Below are 17707 nucleotides of genomic sequence, written 5' to 3' on the forward strand. Positions count from 1 at the left end.
TCACAGCACCTCCGGCGCGAGGGAGATGATCTTCATGAACTTCTTCTCGCGCAGCTCACGGCCGACGGGGCCGAAGATACGGGTGCCACGAGGGTCGCCGTCGCCCTTGAGGATGACGGCGGCGTTCTCGTCGAAGCGGATGTACGAGCCGTCCGGACGGCGGCGCTCCTTGACGGTGCGAACGATGACCGCCTTGACGACGTCACCCTTCTTCACGTTGCCACCGGGGATCGCGTCCTTGACGGTGGCGACGATGACGTCACCGATGCCCGCGTAGCGGCGACCGGAGCCACCGAGCACACGGATGCAAAGGATCTCCTTCGCACCAGTGTTGTCGGCGACACGCAGTCGCGACTCCTGCTGGATCACGTCTATCTCCTGAATGTCTGCCGGTTCCCCGGGGGCCGCTCAGCGAGCGGCCCCCGGAGCCTGGCGGAACTGACCTGCGGGGAATGCCCCGCAGGAGAATTACTTGGCCTTCTCGAGGATCTCGACGACGCGCCAGCGCTTCGTCGCGGACAGCGGCCGGGTCTCCATCAGGAGGACGCGGTCGCCGACACCCGCGGCGTTCTGCTCGTCGTGCGCCTTGAGCTTGTTGGTACGGCGGATGACCTTGCCGTACAGCGCGTGCTTGACGCGGTCCTCGACGGCGACGACGACGGTCTTGTCCATCTTGTCGCTGACGACGAGACCCTCACGGGTCTTGCGGAAGCCGCGGGCCTCTGCAGTCTGCTCAGTCACGTTGCTCTCACTCATCAGGCGCTCTCCACCGTCTCGATGCCCAGCTCGCGCTCACGCATCAGGGTGTAGATCCGCGCGATGTCCTTACGGACGGCCTTCAGCCGACCGTGGTTCTCGAGCTGACCGGTCGCCGCCTGGAAGCGGAGGTTGAACAGCTCTTCCTTGGCCTCGCGGAGCTTGCCCAGAAGCTCCTCGTTGCCCAGCTCGCGCAGCTCGGACGCCTTGGTACCGGCCGACATCACGCTTCACCTGCCTCGCGCTTGACGATCCGGCACTTCATCGGCAGCTTGTGGGCCGCACGAAGCAGCGCCTCACGGGCGATCTTCTCGTTGGGGTACGACAGCTCGAACATCACGCGTCCGGGCTTGACGTTCGCGATCCACCACTCCGGAGAACCCTTACCGGAACCCATGCGGGTCTCGGCCGGCTTCTTGGTGAGGGGACGGTCCGGGTAAATGTTGATCCAGACCTTGCCGCCACGCTTGATGTGACGGGTCATCGCGATACGAGCCGCCTCGATCTGGCGGTTCGTGACGTAGGCCGGGGTCAGCGCCTGGATGCCGTACTCGCCGAACGCAACCTGCGTTCCACCCTTGGACATACCGTTGCGCTTCGGGTGGTGCTGCTTGCGGTGCTTGACCCTACGGGGGATCAGCATGTCGGTCAGGCCTCCGTTCCGGTGCTCTCAGCCGGAGCGGCAGCGGCCGGAGCCTCGGCCTTGGGGGCCTCGGCGGCCGGAGCCTGCTGCTGCTGCGGCTTGCGACCGCGCCGCTCGCCACCACGGCCACCACGGGCCGGGCGCTCGCCGGCGCCGCGCGACGGGCGCTGACCCGCGCGGGCGGCGGCGTTCTCGGCGCGGACCTCGGCGATGTTCTTGACGTCGCCCTTGTAGATCCAGACCTTCACACCGATGCGGCCGAAGGTCGTCTTGGCCTCGAAGAAGCCGTAGTCCACGTTCGCGCGGAGCGTGTGCAGGGGCACACGGCCCTCGCGGTAGAACTCCGAGCGGGACATCTCGGCGCCGCCGAGGCGGCCACCGCACTGGATCTTGATGCCCTTGGCGCCCGCCTTCATCGCCGACTGCATGCTCTTGCGCATGGCGCGGCGGAAGGAGACGCGGGAGGAGAGCTGCTCGGCGACGGCCTGGGCAACCAGCTGAGCGTCGGTCTCGGGGTTCTTGACCTCGAGGATGTTCAGCTGGACCTGCTTGCCGGTGAGCTTCTCGAGGTCGCCGCGGATGCGGTCGGCCTCGGCGCCACGGCGGCCGATGACGATGCCCGGACGAGCGGTGTGGATGTCCACACGCACACGGTCACGGGTGCGCTCGATCTCGACCTTGGAGATGCCGGCGCGCTCCATGCCGGACGTCATCATCCGACGGATGGCGACGTCTTCCTTGACGTAGTCCTTGTACAGCTTGTCGGCGTACCACCGGGACTTGAAGTCCGTGGTGACACCGAGCCGGAACCCATGCGGGTTAACCTTCTGGCCCATTACCGGGTTCCTTCCTTGCTGCTGACGACCACGGTGATGTGGCTGGTCCGCTTGCGGATCCGGTAGGCACGGCCCTGGGCACGCGGCCGGAACCGCTTCAGGGTCGGGCCCTCGTCGACGTACGCCTCGGAGACGTAGAGGCTGTCGGCGTCGGTGTGGTCGTAGTTGTGCGCGGCGTTGGCGATGGCGCTGTCGAGCACCTTGCCGACCGGCACGGAGGCTGCCTGCGGAGCGAATCGCAGAACAGCCTGGGCCTCCGTGGCGTCCATGCCACGGATGAGGTCCACCACGCGGCGGGCCTTCATGGGCGTGACGCGGATGTACCGCGCCTGGGCCCTGGCTTCCATGGTTGTCCCTTCAGTTACTTACGTGTCTGAATGCGATCCGCTGCTAGCGGCGCTTCGACTTCCGGTCTTCCTTGACGTGACCCCGGAAGGTGCGCGTCGGCGAGAACTCGCCGAGCTTGTGGCCGACCATGGACTCGGTGACGAACACCGGGATGTGGGTCTTGCCGTTGTGCACCGCGATCGTGTGGCCCAGCATGGCCGGGACGATCATCGAGCGACGGGACCAGGTCTTGATGACGTTCTTGGTGCCGGCTTCGTTCTGTACGTCCACCTTCTTGATCAGGTGGTCGTCGACGAAAGGCCCCTTCTTCAAGCTACGAGGCATCTCAACCCGTCCTTAGCGCTTCTTGTTCGTCTTGCGGCGGCGGACGATGTACTTGTTGCTCGCCTTCTTGGGAGAACGAGTACGACCTTCCTTCTGACCCCAGGGGCTGACCGGGTGGCGGCCACCCGAGGTCTTGCCCTCACCACCACCGTGGGGGTGGTCAACCGGGTTCATCGCCACACCGCGAACGGTCGGGCGGACGCCCAGCCAGCGCTTGCGGCCGGCCTTGCCCCAGTTGATGTTGCTCTGCTCGGCGTTGCCGACCTCGCCGACCGTGGCGCGGCAGCGCTGGTCGACCAGGCGGATCTCACCGGACGGCATGCGGAGGTGGGCCATCGAGCCCTCCTTCGCGAGCAGCTGCACGGAGGCACCGGCGGAGCGGGCGAACTTGGCGCCGCCGCCCGGACGGAGCTCGATCGCGTGCAGCGTCGTACCGACCGGGATGTTGCGGAGGGCCAGGTTGTTGCCCGGCTTGATGTCGGCCCCGGGACCGTTCTCGACGCGGTCACCCTGCTGCAGGTTGCGCGGGGCGAGGATGTAGCGCTTCTCGCCGTCGGCGTAGTGCAGCAGCGCGATGCGCGCGGTGCGGTTGGGGTCGTACTCGATGTGCGCGACCTTCGCCGGCACGCCGTCCTTGTCGTGACGACGGAAGTCGATCACGCGGTAGGCGCGCTTGTGGCCACCGCCCTGGTGGCGGACGGTCACACGACCGGAATTGTTACGGCCGCCCTTGCTGTGCAGGGGACGGACCAGCGACTTCTCCGGCGTGGACCGCGTGACCTCGACGAAGTCGGCGACGCTGGCGCCACGACGGCCCGGCGTAGTCGGCTTGTACTTGCGGATTCCCATTTCTCAGTCCTCGTCCGATACCGGACGATCCGACCCGCTTACGCGGTCGGACCGCCGAAGATGTCGATACGGTCGCCCTCGGCGAGGGTCACGATCGCGCGCTTGGTGGCGGCACGCTGGCCGAAACCGCTCTTGGTCCGCTTGCGCTTGCCCTGGCGGTTGATCGTGTTGACCCCGGTGACCTTGACCTCGAAGACCGCCTGGACGGCCTCCTTGATCTGGGTCTTGTTGGCACGCGGGTCGACGACGAACGTGTACTTGTTCTCGTCGAGGAGCGCGTAGCTCTTCTCCGAGACGACCGGCTTGATCAGGACGTCACGGGGGTCCGTGTACGACTTGCTCAGCGGGGTCTCGACGGTGTTCTTGCCCTCGGTGGCGTGACGGCGCGCCTTGGCGACGCGCGCGGCCTTGGCGGCCTTGGCGGCCTTCGAGGCGATGGAGGGGTGACGCGTAGCCATCAGGCCTCGCTCCCTTCGGTGTCGTTGGCCTTGTTCGGGCCGGCGACGAAGGACTCGAAAGCGGCCTTGGTGAAGACCACGTCGTCCGAGACGAGAACGTCGTACGTGTTCAGCTGGCCCGGCTCCAGGATGTGGACCTGGGGCAGGTTGCGGGCGGACAGCCACGCGGCCTCGTCGGCGCGGTCGACGACCAGGAGCAGGTTCTTGCGCTCCGAGATCTTGCCGAACAGCGTCCGGGCGGCCTTGGTGGAGGCGGTCTCACCCTCGACCACGCCGGTCACGACGTGGATGCGGTTGTGGCGGGCCCGGTCGGTGAGGGCGTGGCGCAGGGCCGCGGCCTTCATCTTCTTCGGGGTCCGCTGCGAGTAGTCGCGCGGCTGCGGGCCGTGGACGACGCCACCGCCGGCGAACTGCGGCGCGCGGGTCGAACCCTGGCGGGCGCGACCGGTGCCCTTCTGGCGGTACGGCTTCTTGCCACCGCCACGGACCTCGCCGCGGGTCTTCGTCTTGTGCGTGCCCTGACGGGCGGCGGCCAGCTGCGCGACGACGACCTGGTGGATCAGCGGAACGCTGACCTTCTCAACGCCGAAGATCTCCGCGGGGAGCTCGACGGAACCGGCCTTCTCGCCCGCCGGCGAAAGGATGTCAACAGTGCTCATCGGTTACCTCAGGCCCCCTTGGCCGCGGTGCGGACCAGGACGAGGCCGCCGTTCGGACCGGGAACCGCGCCCTTGATGAGCAGCAGACCCTTCTCCGCGTCAACGGCGTGGACGGTCAGGTTCTGGGTGGTGACCCGCTCGTTGCCCATGCGACCCGCCATGCGGAGGCCCTTGAACACACGGCCCGGGGTGGCGCAGCCACCGATGGAACCGGGAGAGCGGTGCTTGCGCTGGGTGCCGTGACCGGCGCCGAGGCCACCGAAGTTGTGGCGCTTCATGACACCGGCGAAGCCCTTGCCCTTGCTCTTGCCGGTGACGTCGACCTTGACGCCCGCCTCGAAGACCTCGGCGGTGATCTCCTGACCGAGCGTGTACTCGGCAGCGTCAGCCGTACGGATCTCGACGAGGTGACGACGGGGGGTGACGTCGGCCTTCGCGAAGTGACCCTTGAGGGGCTTGTTCACCTTGCGCGGGTCGATCTCGCCGAAGGCGATCTGGACGGACTCGTAGCCGTCGACGTCATTGGTACGAACCTGGGTGACGACGTTCGGCCCGGCCTTGACGACGGTGACCGGAACAACACGGTTGTTCTCGTCCCACACCTGCGTCATACCGAGCTTCTCGCCCAGGATGCCCTTGATCTGCTTAGCCATTCTCAGCCCACCAGCCTCAGAGCTTGATCTCGATGTCGACACCGGCCGGCAGGTCGAGTCGCATCAGAGAGTCAACGGTCTTGGGGGTCGGGTCGAGAATGTCGATCAGGCGCTTGTGCGTGCGCATCTCGAAGTGCTCGCGCGAGTCCTTGTACTTGTGCGGCGACTTGATGACGCAGTACACGTTCTTCTCAGTGGGCAGCGGCACCGGGCCCGCGACCGACGCACCAGTGCGGGTCACCGTCTCGACGATCTTCTTCGCCGAGGAGTCGATGACCTCGTGGTCGTAGGCCTTGAGCCGAATGCGGATCTTCTGTCCCGCCATGGCTACTTCGTAGTCCTGTCTCTTCTCACGCTCTGGAACCCGGTGTTTCCCTGGTTTCCCTTGGCCTTCTCCGACCCACGCGGTCGGGCGTGTCGCGCTCCCGCTGACACAGATGTCCCTTGTTCGAACATCCCTGCATGGGAGTGCGGCCCGTCCGGAACCGCAGGACCGGGGGTACGCGTCCGTCATGCCGACGCATGGCCCACCGGGCGCCTGGCCGGTGCCGCGCCCACGCTTCCCGGAAGATTCCCGTACGTCCGCCCCAGCGCTGCCGTGAGGCAGTTAGGGCGACGAGTACTGTGGGACTCGCTTCCGGTCCTCCCGGCGGGAGGCGCGCAGCATCAACACTCGACCGAGCAACTCGGACAGTCTGCCATAGGCAACGGCAGGCTGGCCAATCGAGCCGTAGAGATTACCCCGGGAGTGGCGGAGGTCAAACGGAACCGGGCGCCACGGCCGCCGACCGGCACGCCAAAGCGGCGGACGGAAGGGTTCCGGTCCGCCGCTTCTGCTCGCTGTCACTTCTCCTGGAGGGAGCGGACCTCGGGCCCGGAGTCGGGCTGCGGGCCCAGATGGCGGAGCGCGTCGCGCAGGAGGGTGCTCGAGGTGTGCGTGGTGTAGGGGAAGTAGACGACGTCCACGCCGATCTTCGCGAACTCGGATTCGAGGCTGGTCCACAGGGGTGAGCCGAGCCAGTCGTCGCCCTTGAAGATCACGTCGAACCCGACCTGCTTCCAGATCTCGATCTTGTCGTCCACCGTGGCGACGAAGGTCCCGTCCACGTGGCGCACGCTGCGGACGATCTCCAGCCGCTCGGCCAGCGGCACCACGGGCGGCCGGCCCTTCAGCCGGACCACCAGTTCGTCGGAGCAGACACCCGCGATCAGGCGGTCGCAGTGCTCCCGCGCCCGCCGCAGGATGTTGAGGTGCCCCACGTGGAACAGGTCGAAGACCCCTGGCGCGTACCCGAGGCGCTCCCCCATCAGAGGTCTCCCGCCGGCTGCTGCGCGGCGAGAGCGGTCGTCTCGACCGCCGGAGACTTCGGCAGGGTGTTCACGCCGTCGCTGACGGAGATCGTGTAGCTGTGGCGGGAGCCGGCAGTGACGGAGTCCGTGTATGTCATGTCCGGGCGGTCCCACTCGACCGATTCCTTCTTGATCGAGGTCACGAGGGCGCCGTCACGGTAGATCCGGTACGTCAGCTCCGCGTCGTCCCGGTCCCAGGCGGCGCGCCAGGTGAGCGTGACCTTGCCGGTGCCCGAGCTCTTGGCCGTGAGCCGGGGGGCGGCCTCCGGGGCGCTGCCGCGGCCGCCGGTCCCGAAGCGCGTCAGGCCCTGCTGGGGCTTGCCGTTGACCGTGGTGAACTCCCCGCCCGCCCAGAGGATGCCGCCCGCCATCACGATCGACCGGGGGCCGACCCCCTCACCAAGTCCCTCATTGGTGTTCGGGAACCAGTGCAGGATGCGTTTGTCACGCACCGACTGGGCCAGGAAGTGCCGGCGGGGTCCGTCGGGAAAGCCCCCCGGAGTGAGGCCGCAGTAGTGGGCGTGGGATCCGCTGTAGAGGATTCCGTTGTACACGAGCACGGACTGGGTGGCGCCCAGGCAGGTGTCCTTCCAGACCATCCGGCCGTCGGAGAGACGGCCGGCGATGCGACCGTCGAAGATTCCCACCCCCTTGCCGTCGGCTCCCAGGTAGAAGTTGGTCTCGTCGCGTGCGAGCGTTTTGACGGAAGATCTTTGCGGCAGCCAGTGCGGGAAGGAGGTCACGGTCGCACCCGTCGACGGATTCAGGGCGACCAGAGCCTGTTCCGCTCTGCCGTTGACGTTGTGAAAGTCGCCGCCGACGATGAGCTTTCCTTGATCAGGGGCGGCCAGGAGGGCCGAGACCCCCAGGTCGACGTCCGCCTTGAAGGGCAGCAGTTCCCCGCTGGGGGTGAACGCCGCGATGCGGTTCCTGGTCTGATTGCTGATCCGGGTGAAGTCTCCGCCGAGATAGACAGTGTTGCCCGTGGTCTCGATGGCCCGGACCGTCGCCGAAGCGCCGGGGTGGAAATCCTTGCGCAGCGAGCAGTCGGCCGTGTTGAGCGCGACCGCGCTGTAGACCTTCGTGTCGTCGACTTCGCCGAACGAGCCGCCTACGTACAGTCTCTTGCCGTCGGGCGAGACCTTCAACGCCCGTACCGCGTTGCCGAACCCCGAGAAGGAGTGGGTGCACGGCAGCAGAGCACCGGTGGTGGCGTCGAAGGCGGCGAAGTTCTCGCGCGCCACCTCGTCCTCGCCGGGTTCGGCGCCCGGCGGGCGGACCGTGCCGAACTCGCCGCCGACGTACACGACACCGCGTGCGTACGCGACCGTCCACACGATGCCGTCCGTCTGCCAGGTGGCCATGGGCGCGGCGGTCAGGCTCTGTTCGTTCGTCTGGCCGCGGGCGGGCGCGCCGACGGCGGCCATGGGCGCGGCTGCCGCGAGGAGCACCACGGTGGAAGCCGTGGTGACGAACCTCGTCGTGAATTTACTCAGGCGCATGCAATACCTCGGGGATTGAGGTGGTCCAGGTGACGAAAAGGTGCCGGGAAGAAATTGCGGCGAATTCGATGCCGCGACGGCATCAGGCGACCCGTTTACGGAATGCATCGATGAGATCACACACTCCCAGCACGGCAGGAAGGCGATGCAAACCTACACCGAGTACACCGAAAGCCAACGTAATTCCAACGGCGAGTCCGATTTCCGTGTCTCCCGTCAGGAGTCTGGCCGGAATAACCAGAACCGCCGTGAGAAACAGACCCACGATGGTCGCGGCGAGATATCCCCGGTCCACCGTCGTGAAGCCCGGATGACGCCGTACCAGGACGGCCGCCATGAGATTTTCGACGACAATGGCCGCTCCCCAGGAAAGGGCGGCGCCCAGGACCCCGTAACGGGGAACGGCGAGGATGCCGACGGCCAGCTGCACTGCGAACGCGACGGCGGTGGCCCCCAGGTGCCATGAGCTCTTCCCGGCCATGAGCAGCACGGTCTGTGCGTTTCCGACGCCGACGTTGATCGCGGAGGCGACGCACAGGACGACCAACGCGTCCGCTCCCTGGACGAACTCCGGTCCGAAGAGGGAGAGGACCGTGGCCGGAAAGCTCGCCAGGAGCACGAACAGCGGCCAGGAGAACAGCACGATCCAGCGCGTCGAGATGCGATGCAGCTGACCGGCCTGCTCCGACTCGTCCGCGGCCAGAAGGCGGCTGATCTCCGGGGCGAAGGCCAGGCGGACGGCGAGCTGGAGCAGGGTCGCCGCGACGATGACCCGGCTGACGGCGGTGTAGATCCCTGCTTCCTCGCTCGTGGCCAGGCAGGACAGCAGGATCACCCCCACCCAGACCGAGCTGATGTCGAAGACGGCGGAGACGGCCCGGGGGGCGGCGTACGCCCAGAATCCGCGCCGAACGGCGTCCGTGCGGGGTGCGGCCGTGCCGGTTCCGGACGGGTGTACCGGGCTCGTGCGACGGCACCGGCGCAGCGCGGCCCAGGCGATGACGGCGCCGGCCGGAGTGGGGACGAGCCAGGCGGCGGCCAGGTTCAGCACCCCGGGAGCCAGCAGCGTGACCGGTACGGCGATGAGCACGCGCAGCACCGGTTTGACGACCTGCTCGACGCCGACGAACGGGACCACGGTGCCGTAGCCCTGGGTGCCGCCGAGCAGGATCAGGGTGACCGTGGCCACCGGGAGGAACAGTGCGAAGAGCCGGATCAGGGTGACGGCCTCGTGAGGGGTGAGGGTGGGCAGCAGTGAGGTGGCCGTGGACGGGGACAGCAGCAGCAGGGCTGCGGCCGCGGTGCTCGCCGCGGCTCCCGGCACGACGGCGCTGCGCAGGAGGGCGCCCACCCGGTGGCCACCGTCCGTGGCCATGTCGCGGGACACGAAGCGCACCAGCCCGGTGTCGGCACCGAGCTTGCACGTGTTGCTGAGGATGGTGAAGACGGCGACGCCGGTGAACACCGCTCCGGACCCCTGCGCCCCGAGGGCGCGCGTGACGAGGGTGACGAGGAGGTAGCCGAAGACGGCGTTCACCGTCGACCCGACCACACCCCACCATCCGCCACGTGCGGTGGCGGCGACCCCGCTGGGGGCGGGCGTGACCGAGGGGGCGGTAAGCGTTCCGGAAGCATTCGTCATCGGGATGCGGTGACTGTGTCGTCCTGTACGGGAGAGCTCTTCTGCGGCTGGGGAAGCTTCTCCCCCTGCTCCGTGCCCTCGGTGTGCTGCGCGGGCAGCTCACCGGCTCCTCGGACGGCCGCAGTCGGTGTCGCGGCCGGGAGCGGCCGGCTCGCGCCGAGGAACGGGCTCCGATGTGTGTCGATGTCCAGCACCGCGCCCAGGATGCGTCCGCCCGAGCAGCCGATCAGCTCGCTGACCCGCTTCAGCTCGTCGCGCCTGGTGCGGTCGCCGCCCACCACGAGGACACCGCCCACCCGGGGGGCGACCGCGAGAGCGTCGGCGCTTTCGAGCACAGGACGGGTGACGACGAGCGCCGCACCTCCGGAGCCGGCGCTCGCGAGGGTGTCCGTCAGCGGGGCGGACGCCGGAGCGTCGTCGCCGGTGCCGCGCGCGTCGGGAAGGAGGGTGAAGCGCCCCGCCGTGCCCGCGTCGACCACGACCCGGCCCTCGGCGGCGCCGGACGATGCGCCGGTGCCGTCCAAGTCCCCGTCGACCAGCGGCAGTCGCGCCGACAGGCCGGGGGTGCCGGCGGTGGCGTCCATCAGCAGGACGTCGTCACCGGCCTCGGCGAGCGCGGCGGCGAGGTTCACCGCGACGGCCTCGGCATCACCGCCGCGCCCCGGCGCCACGACCAGGAGGGAACCGCCGGGCGTGCCGCCCCCGGTGTGCCGCAGCCGAAAAGCGAGGGTCCGGTACGCCTCCGCGCGGTCACCGCCGGACCGCCCGACCTCCAGCAGTTCACCGTCCTTCCCGGGCCCCGGGAGGATGCCCAGCACCGGAGCGCCCAGCGCCCCCTGGACCTCGCCGACCGAGCGGGCCCGCGGCTCCAGGGCGGACCGCAGCCAGGCGAGCACGATGCCCAGGAGGAGACCACCCAGCAGGCCGAGGCCGATGAGCGGCGCGCGGCCCGGGCCCGAGGGCCGCGTCGGCGGCTCGGCCCGGCGGATGATGTCCCCGCCGGTGGTGTCGAAGGCCCTGATGTCGGAGATCCGCTTCTGCAGTTCCTCGTTCTGGCCCTGCAGTGCCGCGGTCGCGGCCGCGTTCTTCTCCCTCTGCTTCGCGGCGATCCGCTCACTCAGCTCGGTCGTCTGCTCTTCGAGGCCGCTGGTCATCCGAGCGACCAGGGCCTGGGTCCGCTCCTGGCGATCCGCGAGGTAGGCCTCGGCGAACGCGTTGCTCACCCGGGCCGCCCACTGCGCGGTGGGCGCCGTGTACTCGAGCCTGAGGATCTGGGTGTTCGGCGGGCTCGTGACGCGCAGGCCCGCCGACAATGCGCCGGCACGGGACGGCTCGCCCAGCGCCCCGGCCGCACGGGCCGCGACGGCGGGGCTGAGCGCCATCTGCCGTTCTGTGCCCAGCAGCACCTGGTTGTCGTTGGACACGCCGAACGCCGGGTCCATTCTGGAGCGGACCAGGACGTCGCTGGTGGCGGAGTAACCGTCCGGGCGGAGCAGCGCCAGCAGCAGGCCGCCGAGCAGCCCCACGGCGATGGCGAGCGTGATGGTCGCACGGTACGTCAGCAGTTGGCGCACCTGGTCGCGGAGCTGGTCCGGTTCGTCGTACCGGTCATCGAGGTGGGTGGGGCTGGGCACGGCTGCCTCCTTATCCGGGGATCGGTGCATGACCTGCGGTCGCGGGCGGCTGCGCCGGTGAGGGGTACCGGGATGACCGGGCGGCACGGGCGGTGATGAAGAACGGAACGGTCAGCAGCAGCGCCACGGGGCCGATGATCGCCATGAGGCTGCCGCGCAGGAGGATCAGCTGGTAGAAGGCGAGAGCCGGGATCAGTGGAACGGCCAGCGTGACCGGCCCGTCCCGCAGCCGTTCCCGGATGTCGTCCATGCGGCGGCTGACCGCGCCGAGCAGGAAGAAGACGACGGCCACGCAGGGGGCACCGCCCCACAGATAGCTCTCGATCCACAGCGGCGCCGAGAGATTGCTGAACTTGTAGCCCGCGAATCGGGCCAGCCCGATCGCGGTGTCCTCGGGTTTGTCGGGCCACATGGAGCGGGGCACCATGAAGAGGGCCGTCCCGAGCGCGGACGAGGGCGAGAGCCCGTTCGCCTCGACGGCGTCGATGCCGGTCTGCATCTGCTGGAAGGCGTCGTAGTCCATGTTGGTGCTGAACTGTTCCGTCATGGACACCACTTGGACGGCCTGGCGCTTGTCGTAGCGGAAGTAGTCGGCGTACGGGAAGACGAGCAGCAGGACGGCCGCGAGTGCCCCGGCGGTGATACGGAAGGCGCGGGGACGGTTGAACCGGCGCCACGAGAAGAGCAGGACCAGAAGGACGGTTCCGGTCCAGAAGCGCGGCCTGCTGATCGGATTGTTGACGACCACGTTGACGACGAGCAGCAGCGGCAGCAGCGCGCGGCGCATCCAGCGCAGCAGCCGGTCCTTCCTGGCCGGCCGGGCCAGGTGCACCAGAGCCACCAGCGCCCAGAAGGCGGGTACGGACAGGCCCCACAGACGCAGCACGTGCACCGTGTCCGTGGTGACGCCCGATTGCCGCAGAGCCTGACGGCTGGTGAAGAAGGCCTGCCACCCTCCTTCCTGCTGGGGGATCAGCAGGACCGCGAGAACGAGCGCCAGAGCGCAGAGCAGGAGCACCGGCAGGGGGGCGAGCCTGCGGGAGAGCAGCGGTTCGAGGACGACGGACCGGTCGCCCGCGCGCCGGGCGGCCAGCGCCGCCCCGACGGTGTACGCCAGGAGCCCGAGTTCGGTCAGTACGACGGCGGCGAGAGCAGTGGTGTCACCGGTCCGGTAGCCGAGGGGGTAGGTGTCGGTGGCGAGCATGGCGAGCGGCGCCAGCCCCAGCCAGACGTAGGTGAAGAGCCAGAACCCCAGGGCGAGGAGCCGCACCGAGGTGTCGGTGAGCACGCGGGTCAGGGCGACGGCGGCGTGCGCCACCACGCCGCACTGCACGACGAGCGCCACGCTCAGGTGCGCGCCGGGACTCAGCAGGACCAGGCCCGGCAGCAGGACCATGAGCACCAGGGCCCAGACCCCTACCGCAGCCATGCAACGGAATCGACCGTCCCGCACCCGCATCCCCTCACCGAAGCACCGGATCAGAATGAATCGAATGAATCATGAGCAATCGAGTTATAGCTCAGTTACCGGGCATATCGATCGCCACCAAAGGGCGTTTCGCGTCAGGAATTGGCAATTTGTGTCGTATTTTATGTGAATGACCGATGTATTCGAGGGGCGCCGCGTCCTCCTCGTGTCGACCAACTACGCGCCGGAGCGCACGGGAATCGCGCCCTACTCGACCCTGACCGCGGAACACCTGGCCGCCCTCGGCGCCGACGTCGATGTCCTCACGGGTATGCCGCACTATCCCGAGTGGCGGATCCACAGCGAGTACCAGGGGCGCTGGCGCACGGTGGAGAACCGGAGAGGCGTCCGGGTCCATCGCCGCCGCAGTTTCGTTCCGAGGCGTCAGACGGCACTGTTCAGAGCGGCCTACGAGACCAGCTTCCTGGCGCACGGCTCGATCCGACCGCCGACCGGTCGGCCGGACGTGGTGATCAGTCAGATGCCGACCCTCGCGGGCGGTGTCATCGGCGGCCGGCTGGCCCGCCGCCACGGGGTGCCGCACGTGGTCGTGGTGCAGGACCTCATGGGCGCGGCGGCGGCGCAGAGCGGGATCGGCGGCGGAGGCCGCGTGGCGTCCCTGGTGGCCGGAGTGGAGGCGCGTGTGCTGCGCGGGGCCGTCCTGACCGGTGTGGTGCACGAGTCGTTCGTCGACCGCGTCACCGCCATGGGCGTGCCGGGGCCGAGGGTCAGGGTGGTGCCCAACTGGGCCCATGTGCCGTCCCCGACCGGTGACCGCCGGGCGGTACGGGCGCGGCTCGACTGGAGCGACGAGGAGTTCGTCCTGCTGCACGCGGGCAACATGGGGCTCAAACAGGGCCTCGAGGTGCTGGTCGAGATGGCCCGGATCGCGGCCCGCGACACCCCGCGCCTGCGGATCGTCCTCATGGGCGACGGCAGTCGCCGGGCGCACCTGGAGCACCTCGCGGCCGGCCTGCCGAACCTCACGTTCCTCCCGCCCGTGCCCGACGCGGACTTCCCCGACGTTCTGGCCGCGGCGGACGTCCTCGCGGTCACCCAACGCGCGTCCGTGCTCGACATGAGTCTGCCGTCCAAGCTGACGTCCTACTTCGCCAGCGGGCGACCGGTTGTGGCCTCGGTGGCCGCCGACGGCGGCACCGCCCAGGAGGTGCGCCGCTCCGCTGCCGGAGTCGTCGTCCCGGCCGAGGATCCGGAGGCGCTGCACGGCACGGTCGCGGGACTGATGCGCGACCCCGGCGGCTCGGCCGCGCTGGGCGCACGCGGCCCCGCCTATGTCCGGCAACGGCTGAGCCCGGAGGCCGGACTCGGCCGGATCACCGCGATGCTGTCCGAGGCCCTGGCCCGGTGACGACAGTCCTCACAGGCGGCCCGCCGACTCCTCGGCGGGCCGTCGGTACAGTTCCCGGAACCACTTGGCGAGGAACGCCGGCACCAGCAGCACATGGGCCGCGAGCAGGGTGACGTACAGCCCGCAGAAGATCTTCTGGTTCCCCAGGAAAAGGAAGGTCAGGCACAGCAGTCCGTAGTCCACGGGCAGCAGTGCCATCACCCGAACGGCAGAGGACCGGGGCCGGAGGCCGGCGGACACCTCGGACCCCCGCCTCTTGAGCTGGTCCGTCAGGGTCCCCCCGAAAAACAGCAGGACGGCGGCGAACTGGAAGCCGACCGGGGCGAGCAGCATGACGGTACGCGGCAGTTCGAAGAATCGGTAGAAGGAGATCAGGACCGCCGCATGGATACCGAGGAGCTTCGCGCAGTCCACGACATGGTCCATCCACTCCCCGGAAGGGCTGGCCGACCGGGTCAGCCGGGCGAGCTGGCCGTCCGCGGAGTCGAGCGCGAAGCCGAGAAGCAGAGCCAGGGTGACCCATCGTCCGAGCGCGTAGGAAGGGGGGCACGCGAGGATCGCGGCAATGGCCGCGAAGGTGGCCAGCGCGCTGACCGCGGTCACGTGGTTGGGGGAAAGACCCATGCGATGCGCCGTGGCCGCCAGCACCCGGCCGACCGGCCGGTTGACGAACCGGGCGTAGAAGGGAGCTCCGCGGGCCGGTTTCTGCACCTGCGAAAGCTGCCGCAGCGCGCTGGAGAAGTTCACTCGCCGCACCTCCTGGCGTGATCAAGTGGAATGATCACCTCTGATCAGAGGCGGCCGTCGTCGATCGCCTGGCGCACCCAGGGAATGACCTTGTCGAGGATCTCGTCCAGAGTGGTCGTCGCGGTGAAGCCGAGCACGTCCCTGGCCTTGGAGACGTCGGGCGTCCGGCGCTGCACATCGTGCTCGAAGGGGCGGTCGGTCGCGTAACGGAACGGTTCGTCGGGCCCCTTGATCTTGTGCCAGATCCGCTCCGCGAGCTCCAGGACGCTGGTCGACTCCGGGCTCGCCAGGTTGAAGTCCTCGTTGAATGCGCCGGGATGGAAGATCGCGGCGCAGATGCCGCGCGCCAGGTCCCCGCCGTAGGTGAAGTGCCGCACCTGGGCGCCGCTGCCGAGGATGTGCAGCGGGTCCTGGCCCTTCAGCACCTTCTGCACCAGGTCCGGAACGACGTGCGACATGCTGATCTTGAGGTCGCCCGAACGCTCCTCGCTCTGCCCGACGGTCCGTTCCTCCCCCACGTCCACGCAGTTGAAGGGCCGCACGATGGTGAAGGGAAGGCCGTACTGGTCGTGGGCCGCCCTGGCGAAGTACTCCACCGCCAGCTTCTGGAAGCCGTAGGAGGACGAGGGTGCGGGGATACGACGCTCGTCGCCCTCGCGGGACGGCCAGAAGCCGGTGTTCTCGTACACCATCGAGGAGCTCAGGTACGTCACCTTCTGCAGCGGTCCGTCGCCGTGGACGCGGATCGCCGCATCGCACGCGGCGGCGGTGATCCGTTCGTTGGTGGCCAGGAGGTCGTAGGCGTAGGTGTGGAAATAAGAGATTCCGCCGATCATGGCGGCCCCGGCGACGAAGTGGTCGCAGTCGGCGAGCAGGTCCGCCAGCAGGTCCGTGTCGCGGGCGTCTCCCTCGACCAGTCGGTAGCTCGGATCGTCCACCGTGCTGCGGCGGCCCTCGCCGTACTTGGAGAAGTTGTCCAGACCCACCACGGTGTGCCCCTGGTGAAGCAGCTCCCTGACGAGGTAACTGCCGATCAGACCGGACGCGCCGGTGACGAGAACCTTCACAGGAGACCTTTCTGGTGCGGGTTGCGTGCCCGGTTCCTCGGGCCGGATGGCACAAGCCTTGTCCTGCTGCCGATCAGACCCGGACGCCTCTGCCGGTGATTCCCCAGAGGTCCACGACCGGTTTATCCGTGACCAGATCCCGGTATTCCGGGTGCGGCGTGGCGACGACCAGCAGATCGGCCCGACGCATGACATCGCCCAATTCAAGGAAACGCGGATCGCTGATGTACGGGTCGGTGCACAGTGTTTCCCTCGCCTTGGCCGTCAGAATTCTGCGCAACTTGAACGACAGGCTTTCGCGCACATCGTCACTGCCCGCCTTGAATCCCATGCCGAGCACGCCCACTCGCGTGTCCGCCAGCGGGAACCTGCGCTCCAGCCGGGACACGAGGTAGAGCGGCAGTCCCTCGTTGATGAGCATCGCCGCGTGCCCCAGCACGAAGTTGTTGCCGGTGAACGCGGCCAGCTGCAAGGTGTCCTTGAGCAGGCAGGGGCCGGCCGCGAATCCCGCTCCCGGCATGTCGGCGGCACGCGGATACTCGTAGGTGATCGCCTGGCGGATGCGCTCGAAGTCGAGCCCGAAGTCGTTCGCCATCATCCAGAACTGGTTGACCGTCGCGAACTTGACGTAGCGCCAGGTGTTGGCGAAGAGCTTGGCGAGCTCCGCCTCCTCCGGCTCGGTGCGGACGATCTTGTCGGTGAGGGTGCGGAAGAACTTCTCGGCCCGGTCCCCCGCCTGCTGTGACCGGGCCGCCACCAGCTGCGGCAGCTCGAACAGTTCGGTCATGGCCGCGCCCTCGGCGATGCGCTCCGGGCAGAAGGCCACGTCCACCGTCTTGCCGAGCCGCTCCAGCAGCCGCTCGGTCAGCGCGGTGACTCCGGGGTGCACCGTGCTTCGGAGCATGACCAGCTGTCCGTCCCTCAGATGCTCCGCGCAGCGCTCCAGCGCCCGGGGGACCGCTCCGAGATCCGGGTTGAGATGCTCGTCCACCGGCGTGCCCACCACCACGATCAGGTTCTCCGTGGTGGCGACGCTCGCACCGTCGGTCGTGGCGCGCAGCAGACCGTCGGACACGCTCCGGCGCAGCGGTTCGGCGGCCCCTGCCTCCTGGAACGGAAGCTCTCCCCGGTTGACCGTGTCGACGGCCGCGGTGTCGATGTCGTAGAGCGTGACCGACAGCATTCCACGCGCGGCGAGGGCGATCCCCAACGGGAGGCCAACGCGCCCGCAACCGCCGATGATGACCACATCCGCGGCAGGCGCCGAGCTCCCCGCGCCGCCACACAACTGCTGGTTCATTCCTGGAACTCATCTCCGTCGTGCGGGCCACCTTCGGCGGGCGGACAACGATGCGTGAAAACCGTACAAGGCTTTTTCTGAAAAGAATGATTCGGCAACAGG

The 17707-nt window shown here is 68.6% G+C and carries 21 protein-coding genes; 1 reads left to right on the forward strand and 20 read right to left on the reverse strand.

Translation table 11 applies throughout. From position 1 onward, the window contains the following. The 17 genes from rplN to IE318_RS02075 form a co-directional block, all read right to left on the reverse strand. The gene (gene rplN / locus IE318_RS01995; RefSeq protein WP_030174545.1) at positions 1-369 is read right to left on the reverse strand and encodes a 50S ribosomal protein L14; all 369 of its coding nucleotides are present in this window, start codon (positions 367-369) and stop codon (positions 1-3) included. A 99-nt stretch (positions 370-468) separates the two neighbouring features. After that, a complete protein-coding gene (gene rpsQ / locus IE318_RS02000) occupies positions 469-756 on the reverse strand; it encodes a 30S ribosomal protein S17 (RefSeq protein ID WP_003992363.1) in 288 nt (95 codons plus the stop codon). After that, entirely contained in the window at positions 756-980 is a 225-nt protein-coding gene (rpmC, locus tag IE318_RS02005) for a 50S ribosomal protein L29 (RefSeq protein ID WP_030174543.1), read from the reverse strand. The genes rpsQ and rpmC overlap by 1 nt, the downstream gene beginning before the upstream one ends. Continuing rightward, positions 980-1399, reverse strand: a complete 420-nt coding sequence (rplP, locus tag IE318_RS02010; protein ID WP_030174541.1) for a 50S ribosomal protein L16 — start codon at positions 1397-1399, stop codon at positions 980-982. The genes rpmC and rplP overlap by 1 nt, the downstream gene beginning before the upstream one ends. Before the next feature lie 5 nt (positions 1400-1404). After that, positions 1405-2235, reverse strand: a complete 831-nt coding sequence (rpsC, locus tag IE318_RS02015; RefSeq protein WP_030174539.1) for a 30S ribosomal protein S3 — start codon at positions 2233-2235, stop codon at positions 1405-1407. Next, on the reverse strand, positions 2235-2582 hold the full coding sequence (gene rplV, locus IE318_RS02020; protein WP_030174537.1) for a 50S ribosomal protein L22: 348 nt from the start codon (positions 2580-2582) through the stop codon (positions 2235-2237). The genes rpsC and rplV overlap by 1 nt, the downstream gene beginning before the upstream one ends. Before the next feature lie 43 nt (positions 2583-2625). Then, complete coding sequence (gene rpsS, locus IE318_RS02025) at positions 2626-2907, reverse strand: 30S ribosomal protein S19 (protein WP_009190133.1); 282 nt, start codon at positions 2905-2907, stop codon at positions 2626-2628. 12 nt (positions 2908-2919) lie between these two features. Next, on the reverse strand, positions 2920-3756 hold the full coding sequence (gene rplB / locus IE318_RS02030; RefSeq protein ID WP_030174535.1) for a 50S ribosomal protein L2: 837 nt from the start codon (positions 3754-3756) through the stop codon (positions 2920-2922). Positions 3757-3794: 38 nt separating this feature from the next. Next, complete coding sequence (rplW, locus tag IE318_RS02035) at positions 3795-4214, reverse strand: 50S ribosomal protein L23 (protein ID WP_030174533.1); 420 nt, start codon at positions 4212-4214, stop codon at positions 3795-3797. Beyond that, on the reverse strand, positions 4214-4873 hold the full coding sequence (gene rplD, locus IE318_RS02040; protein ID WP_030174531.1) for a 50S ribosomal protein L4: 660 nt from the start codon (positions 4871-4873) through the stop codon (positions 4214-4216). The genes rplW and rplD overlap by 1 nt, the downstream gene beginning before the upstream one ends. An 8-nt stretch (positions 4874-4881) precedes the next feature. After that, positions 4882-5526 carry a 50S ribosomal protein L3 gene (gene rplC / locus IE318_RS02045; protein ID WP_009190129.1) on the reverse strand — a complete coding sequence of 215 codons (645 nt, stop codon included), beginning with the start codon at positions 5524-5526 and terminating at the stop codon, positions 4882-4884. A 16-nt stretch (positions 5527-5542) separates the two neighbouring features. Next, positions 5543-5851: a 30S ribosomal protein S10 gene (gene rpsJ / locus IE318_RS02050; RefSeq protein ID WP_003948644.1), complete on the reverse strand. Its 309-nt coding sequence runs from the start codon at positions 5849-5851 to the stop codon at positions 5543-5545. Positions 5852-6369: 518 nt separating this feature from the next. Then, positions 6370-6834, reverse strand: coding sequence for an FAD synthase family protein (locus tag IE318_RS02055; RefSeq protein ID WP_189895712.1), 465 nt, complete (start codon positions 6832-6834; stop codon positions 6370-6372). Continuing rightward, complete coding sequence (locus IE318_RS02060; RefSeq protein ID WP_229903280.1) at positions 6834-8378, reverse strand: fibronectin type III domain-containing protein; 1545 nt, start codon at positions 8376-8378, stop codon at positions 6834-6836. Before IE318_RS02060 ends, IE318_RS02055 begins: the two co-directional genes overlap by 1 nt. Before the next feature lie 82 nt (positions 8379-8460). Continuing rightward, on the reverse strand, positions 8461-10020 hold the full coding sequence (locus IE318_RS02065; RefSeq protein WP_189895713.1) for an oligosaccharide flippase family protein: 1560 nt from the start codon (positions 10018-10020) through the stop codon (positions 8461-8463). After that, positions 10017-11654, reverse strand: a complete 1638-nt coding sequence (locus IE318_RS02070) for a hypothetical protein (RefSeq protein ID WP_189895714.1) — start codon at positions 11652-11654, stop codon at positions 10017-10019. Before IE318_RS02070 ends, IE318_RS02065 begins: the two co-directional genes overlap by 4 nt. A gap of 10 nt (positions 11655-11664) precedes the next feature. After that, positions 11665-13083, reverse strand: a complete 1419-nt coding sequence (locus IE318_RS02075; RefSeq protein ID WP_229903281.1) for a hypothetical protein — start codon at positions 13081-13083, stop codon at positions 11665-11667. Between the two features lie 169 nt (positions 13084-13252). Here IE318_RS02075 and IE318_RS02080 point away from each other — a divergent pair, with 169 nt between their 5' ends. Further along, positions 13253-14491 (forward strand): glycosyltransferase, encoded by a 1239-nt coding sequence (locus tag IE318_RS02080; RefSeq protein ID WP_189895716.1) that lies wholly within the window; start codon positions 13253-13255, stop codon positions 14489-14491. A 9-nt stretch (positions 14492-14500) separates the two neighbouring features. Here the strand turns inward: IE318_RS02080 and IE318_RS02085 are convergent, their stop codons facing one another. From IE318_RS02085 to IE318_RS02095, 3 genes are all read right to left on the reverse strand, one after another. Beyond that, complete coding sequence (locus IE318_RS02085; protein WP_189895717.1) at positions 14501-15238, reverse strand: CDP-alcohol phosphatidyltransferase family protein; 738 nt, start codon at positions 15236-15238, stop codon at positions 14501-14503. Between the two features lie 44 nt (positions 15239-15282). Further along, the gene (locus IE318_RS02090) at positions 15283-16305 is read right to left on the reverse strand and encodes an NAD-dependent epimerase/dehydratase family protein (RefSeq protein WP_189895782.1); all 1023 of its coding nucleotides are present in this window, start codon (positions 16303-16305) and stop codon (positions 15283-15285) included. Positions 16306-16378: 73 nt separating this feature from the next. Continuing rightward, on the reverse strand, positions 16379-17605 hold the full coding sequence (locus tag IE318_RS02095) for a nucleotide sugar dehydrogenase (RefSeq protein WP_051844297.1): 1227 nt from the start codon (positions 17603-17605) through the stop codon (positions 16379-16381). Between the last annotated feature and the right edge of the window lie 102 nt (positions 17606-17707).

The organism is Streptomyces spiralis (assembly GCF_014654675.1).
Taxonomy (GTDB): domain Bacteria; phylum Actinomycetota; class Actinomycetes; order Streptomycetales; family Streptomycetaceae; genus Streptomyces; species Streptomyces spiralis.

What these genes read in the sequence shown, in the direction of transcription:
- rpsQ (WP_003992363.1), bottom strand. Translation starts at nt 756, where the DNA reads ATGAGTGAGAGCAACGTGACTGAGCAGACTGCAGAGGCCCGCGGCTTC.
- rpmC (WP_030174543.1), bottom strand. Translation starts at nt 980, where the DNA reads ATGTCGGCCGGTACCAAGGCGTCCGAGCTGCGCGAGCTGGGCAACGAG.
- rplP (WP_030174541.1), bottom strand. Translation starts at nt 1,399, where the DNA reads ATGCTGATCCCCCGTAGGGTCAAGCACCGCAAGCAGCACCACCCGAAG.
- rpsC (WP_030174539.1), bottom strand. Translation starts at nt 2,235, where the DNA reads ATGGGCCAGAAGGTTAACCCGCATGGGTTCCGGCTCGGTGTCACCACG.
- rplV (WP_030174537.1), bottom strand. Translation starts at nt 2,582, where the DNA reads ATGGAAGCCAGGGCCCAGGCGCGGTACATCCGCGTCACGCCCATGAAG.
- rpsS (WP_009190133.1), bottom strand. Translation starts at nt 2,907, where the DNA reads ATGCCTCGTAGCTTGAAGAAGGGGCCTTTCGTCGACGACCACCTGATC.
- rplB (WP_030174535.1), bottom strand. Translation starts at nt 3,756, where the DNA reads ATGGGAATCCGCAAGTACAAGCCGACTACGCCGGGCCGTCGTGGCGCC.
- rplW (WP_030174533.1), bottom strand. Translation starts at nt 4,214, where the DNA reads ATGGCTACGCGTCACCCCTCCATCGCCTCGAAGGCCGCCAAGGCCGCC.
- rplD (WP_030174531.1), bottom strand. Translation starts at nt 4,873, where the DNA reads ATGAGCACTGTTGACATCCTTTCGCCGGCGGGCGAGAAGGCCGGTTCC.
- rplC (WP_009190129.1), bottom strand. Translation starts at nt 5,526, where the DNA reads ATGGCTAAGCAGATCAAGGGCATCCTGGGCGAGAAGCTCGGTATGACG.
- rpsJ (WP_003948644.1), bottom strand. Translation starts at nt 5,851, where the DNA reads ATGGCGGGACAGAAGATCCGCATTCGGCTCAAGGCCTACGACCACGAG.
- IE318_RS02055 (WP_189895712.1), bottom strand. Translation starts at nt 6,834, where the DNA reads ATGGGGGAGCGCCTCGGGTACGCGCCAGGGGTCTTCGACCTGTTCCAC.
- IE318_RS02060 (WP_229903280.1), bottom strand. Translation starts at nt 8,378, where the DNA reads ATGCGCCTGAGTAAATTCACGACGAGGTTCGTCACCACGGCTTCCACC.
- IE318_RS02065 (WP_189895713.1), bottom strand. Translation starts at nt 10,020, where the DNA reads ATGACGAATGCTTCCGGAACGCTTACCGCCCCCTCGGTCACGCCCGCC.
- IE318_RS02075 (WP_229903281.1), bottom strand. Translation starts at nt 13,083, where the DNA reads ATGGCTGCGGTAGGGGTCTGGGCCCTGGTGCTCATGGTCCTGCTGCCG.
- IE318_RS02080 (WP_189895716.1), top strand. Translation starts at nt 13,253, where the DNA reads ATGACCGATGTATTCGAGGGGCGCCGCGTCCTCCTCGTGTCGACCAAC.
- IE318_RS02095 (WP_051844297.1), bottom strand. Translation starts at nt 17,605, where the DNA reads ATGAACCAGCAGTTGTGTGGCGGCGCGGGGAGCTCGGCGCCTGCCGCG.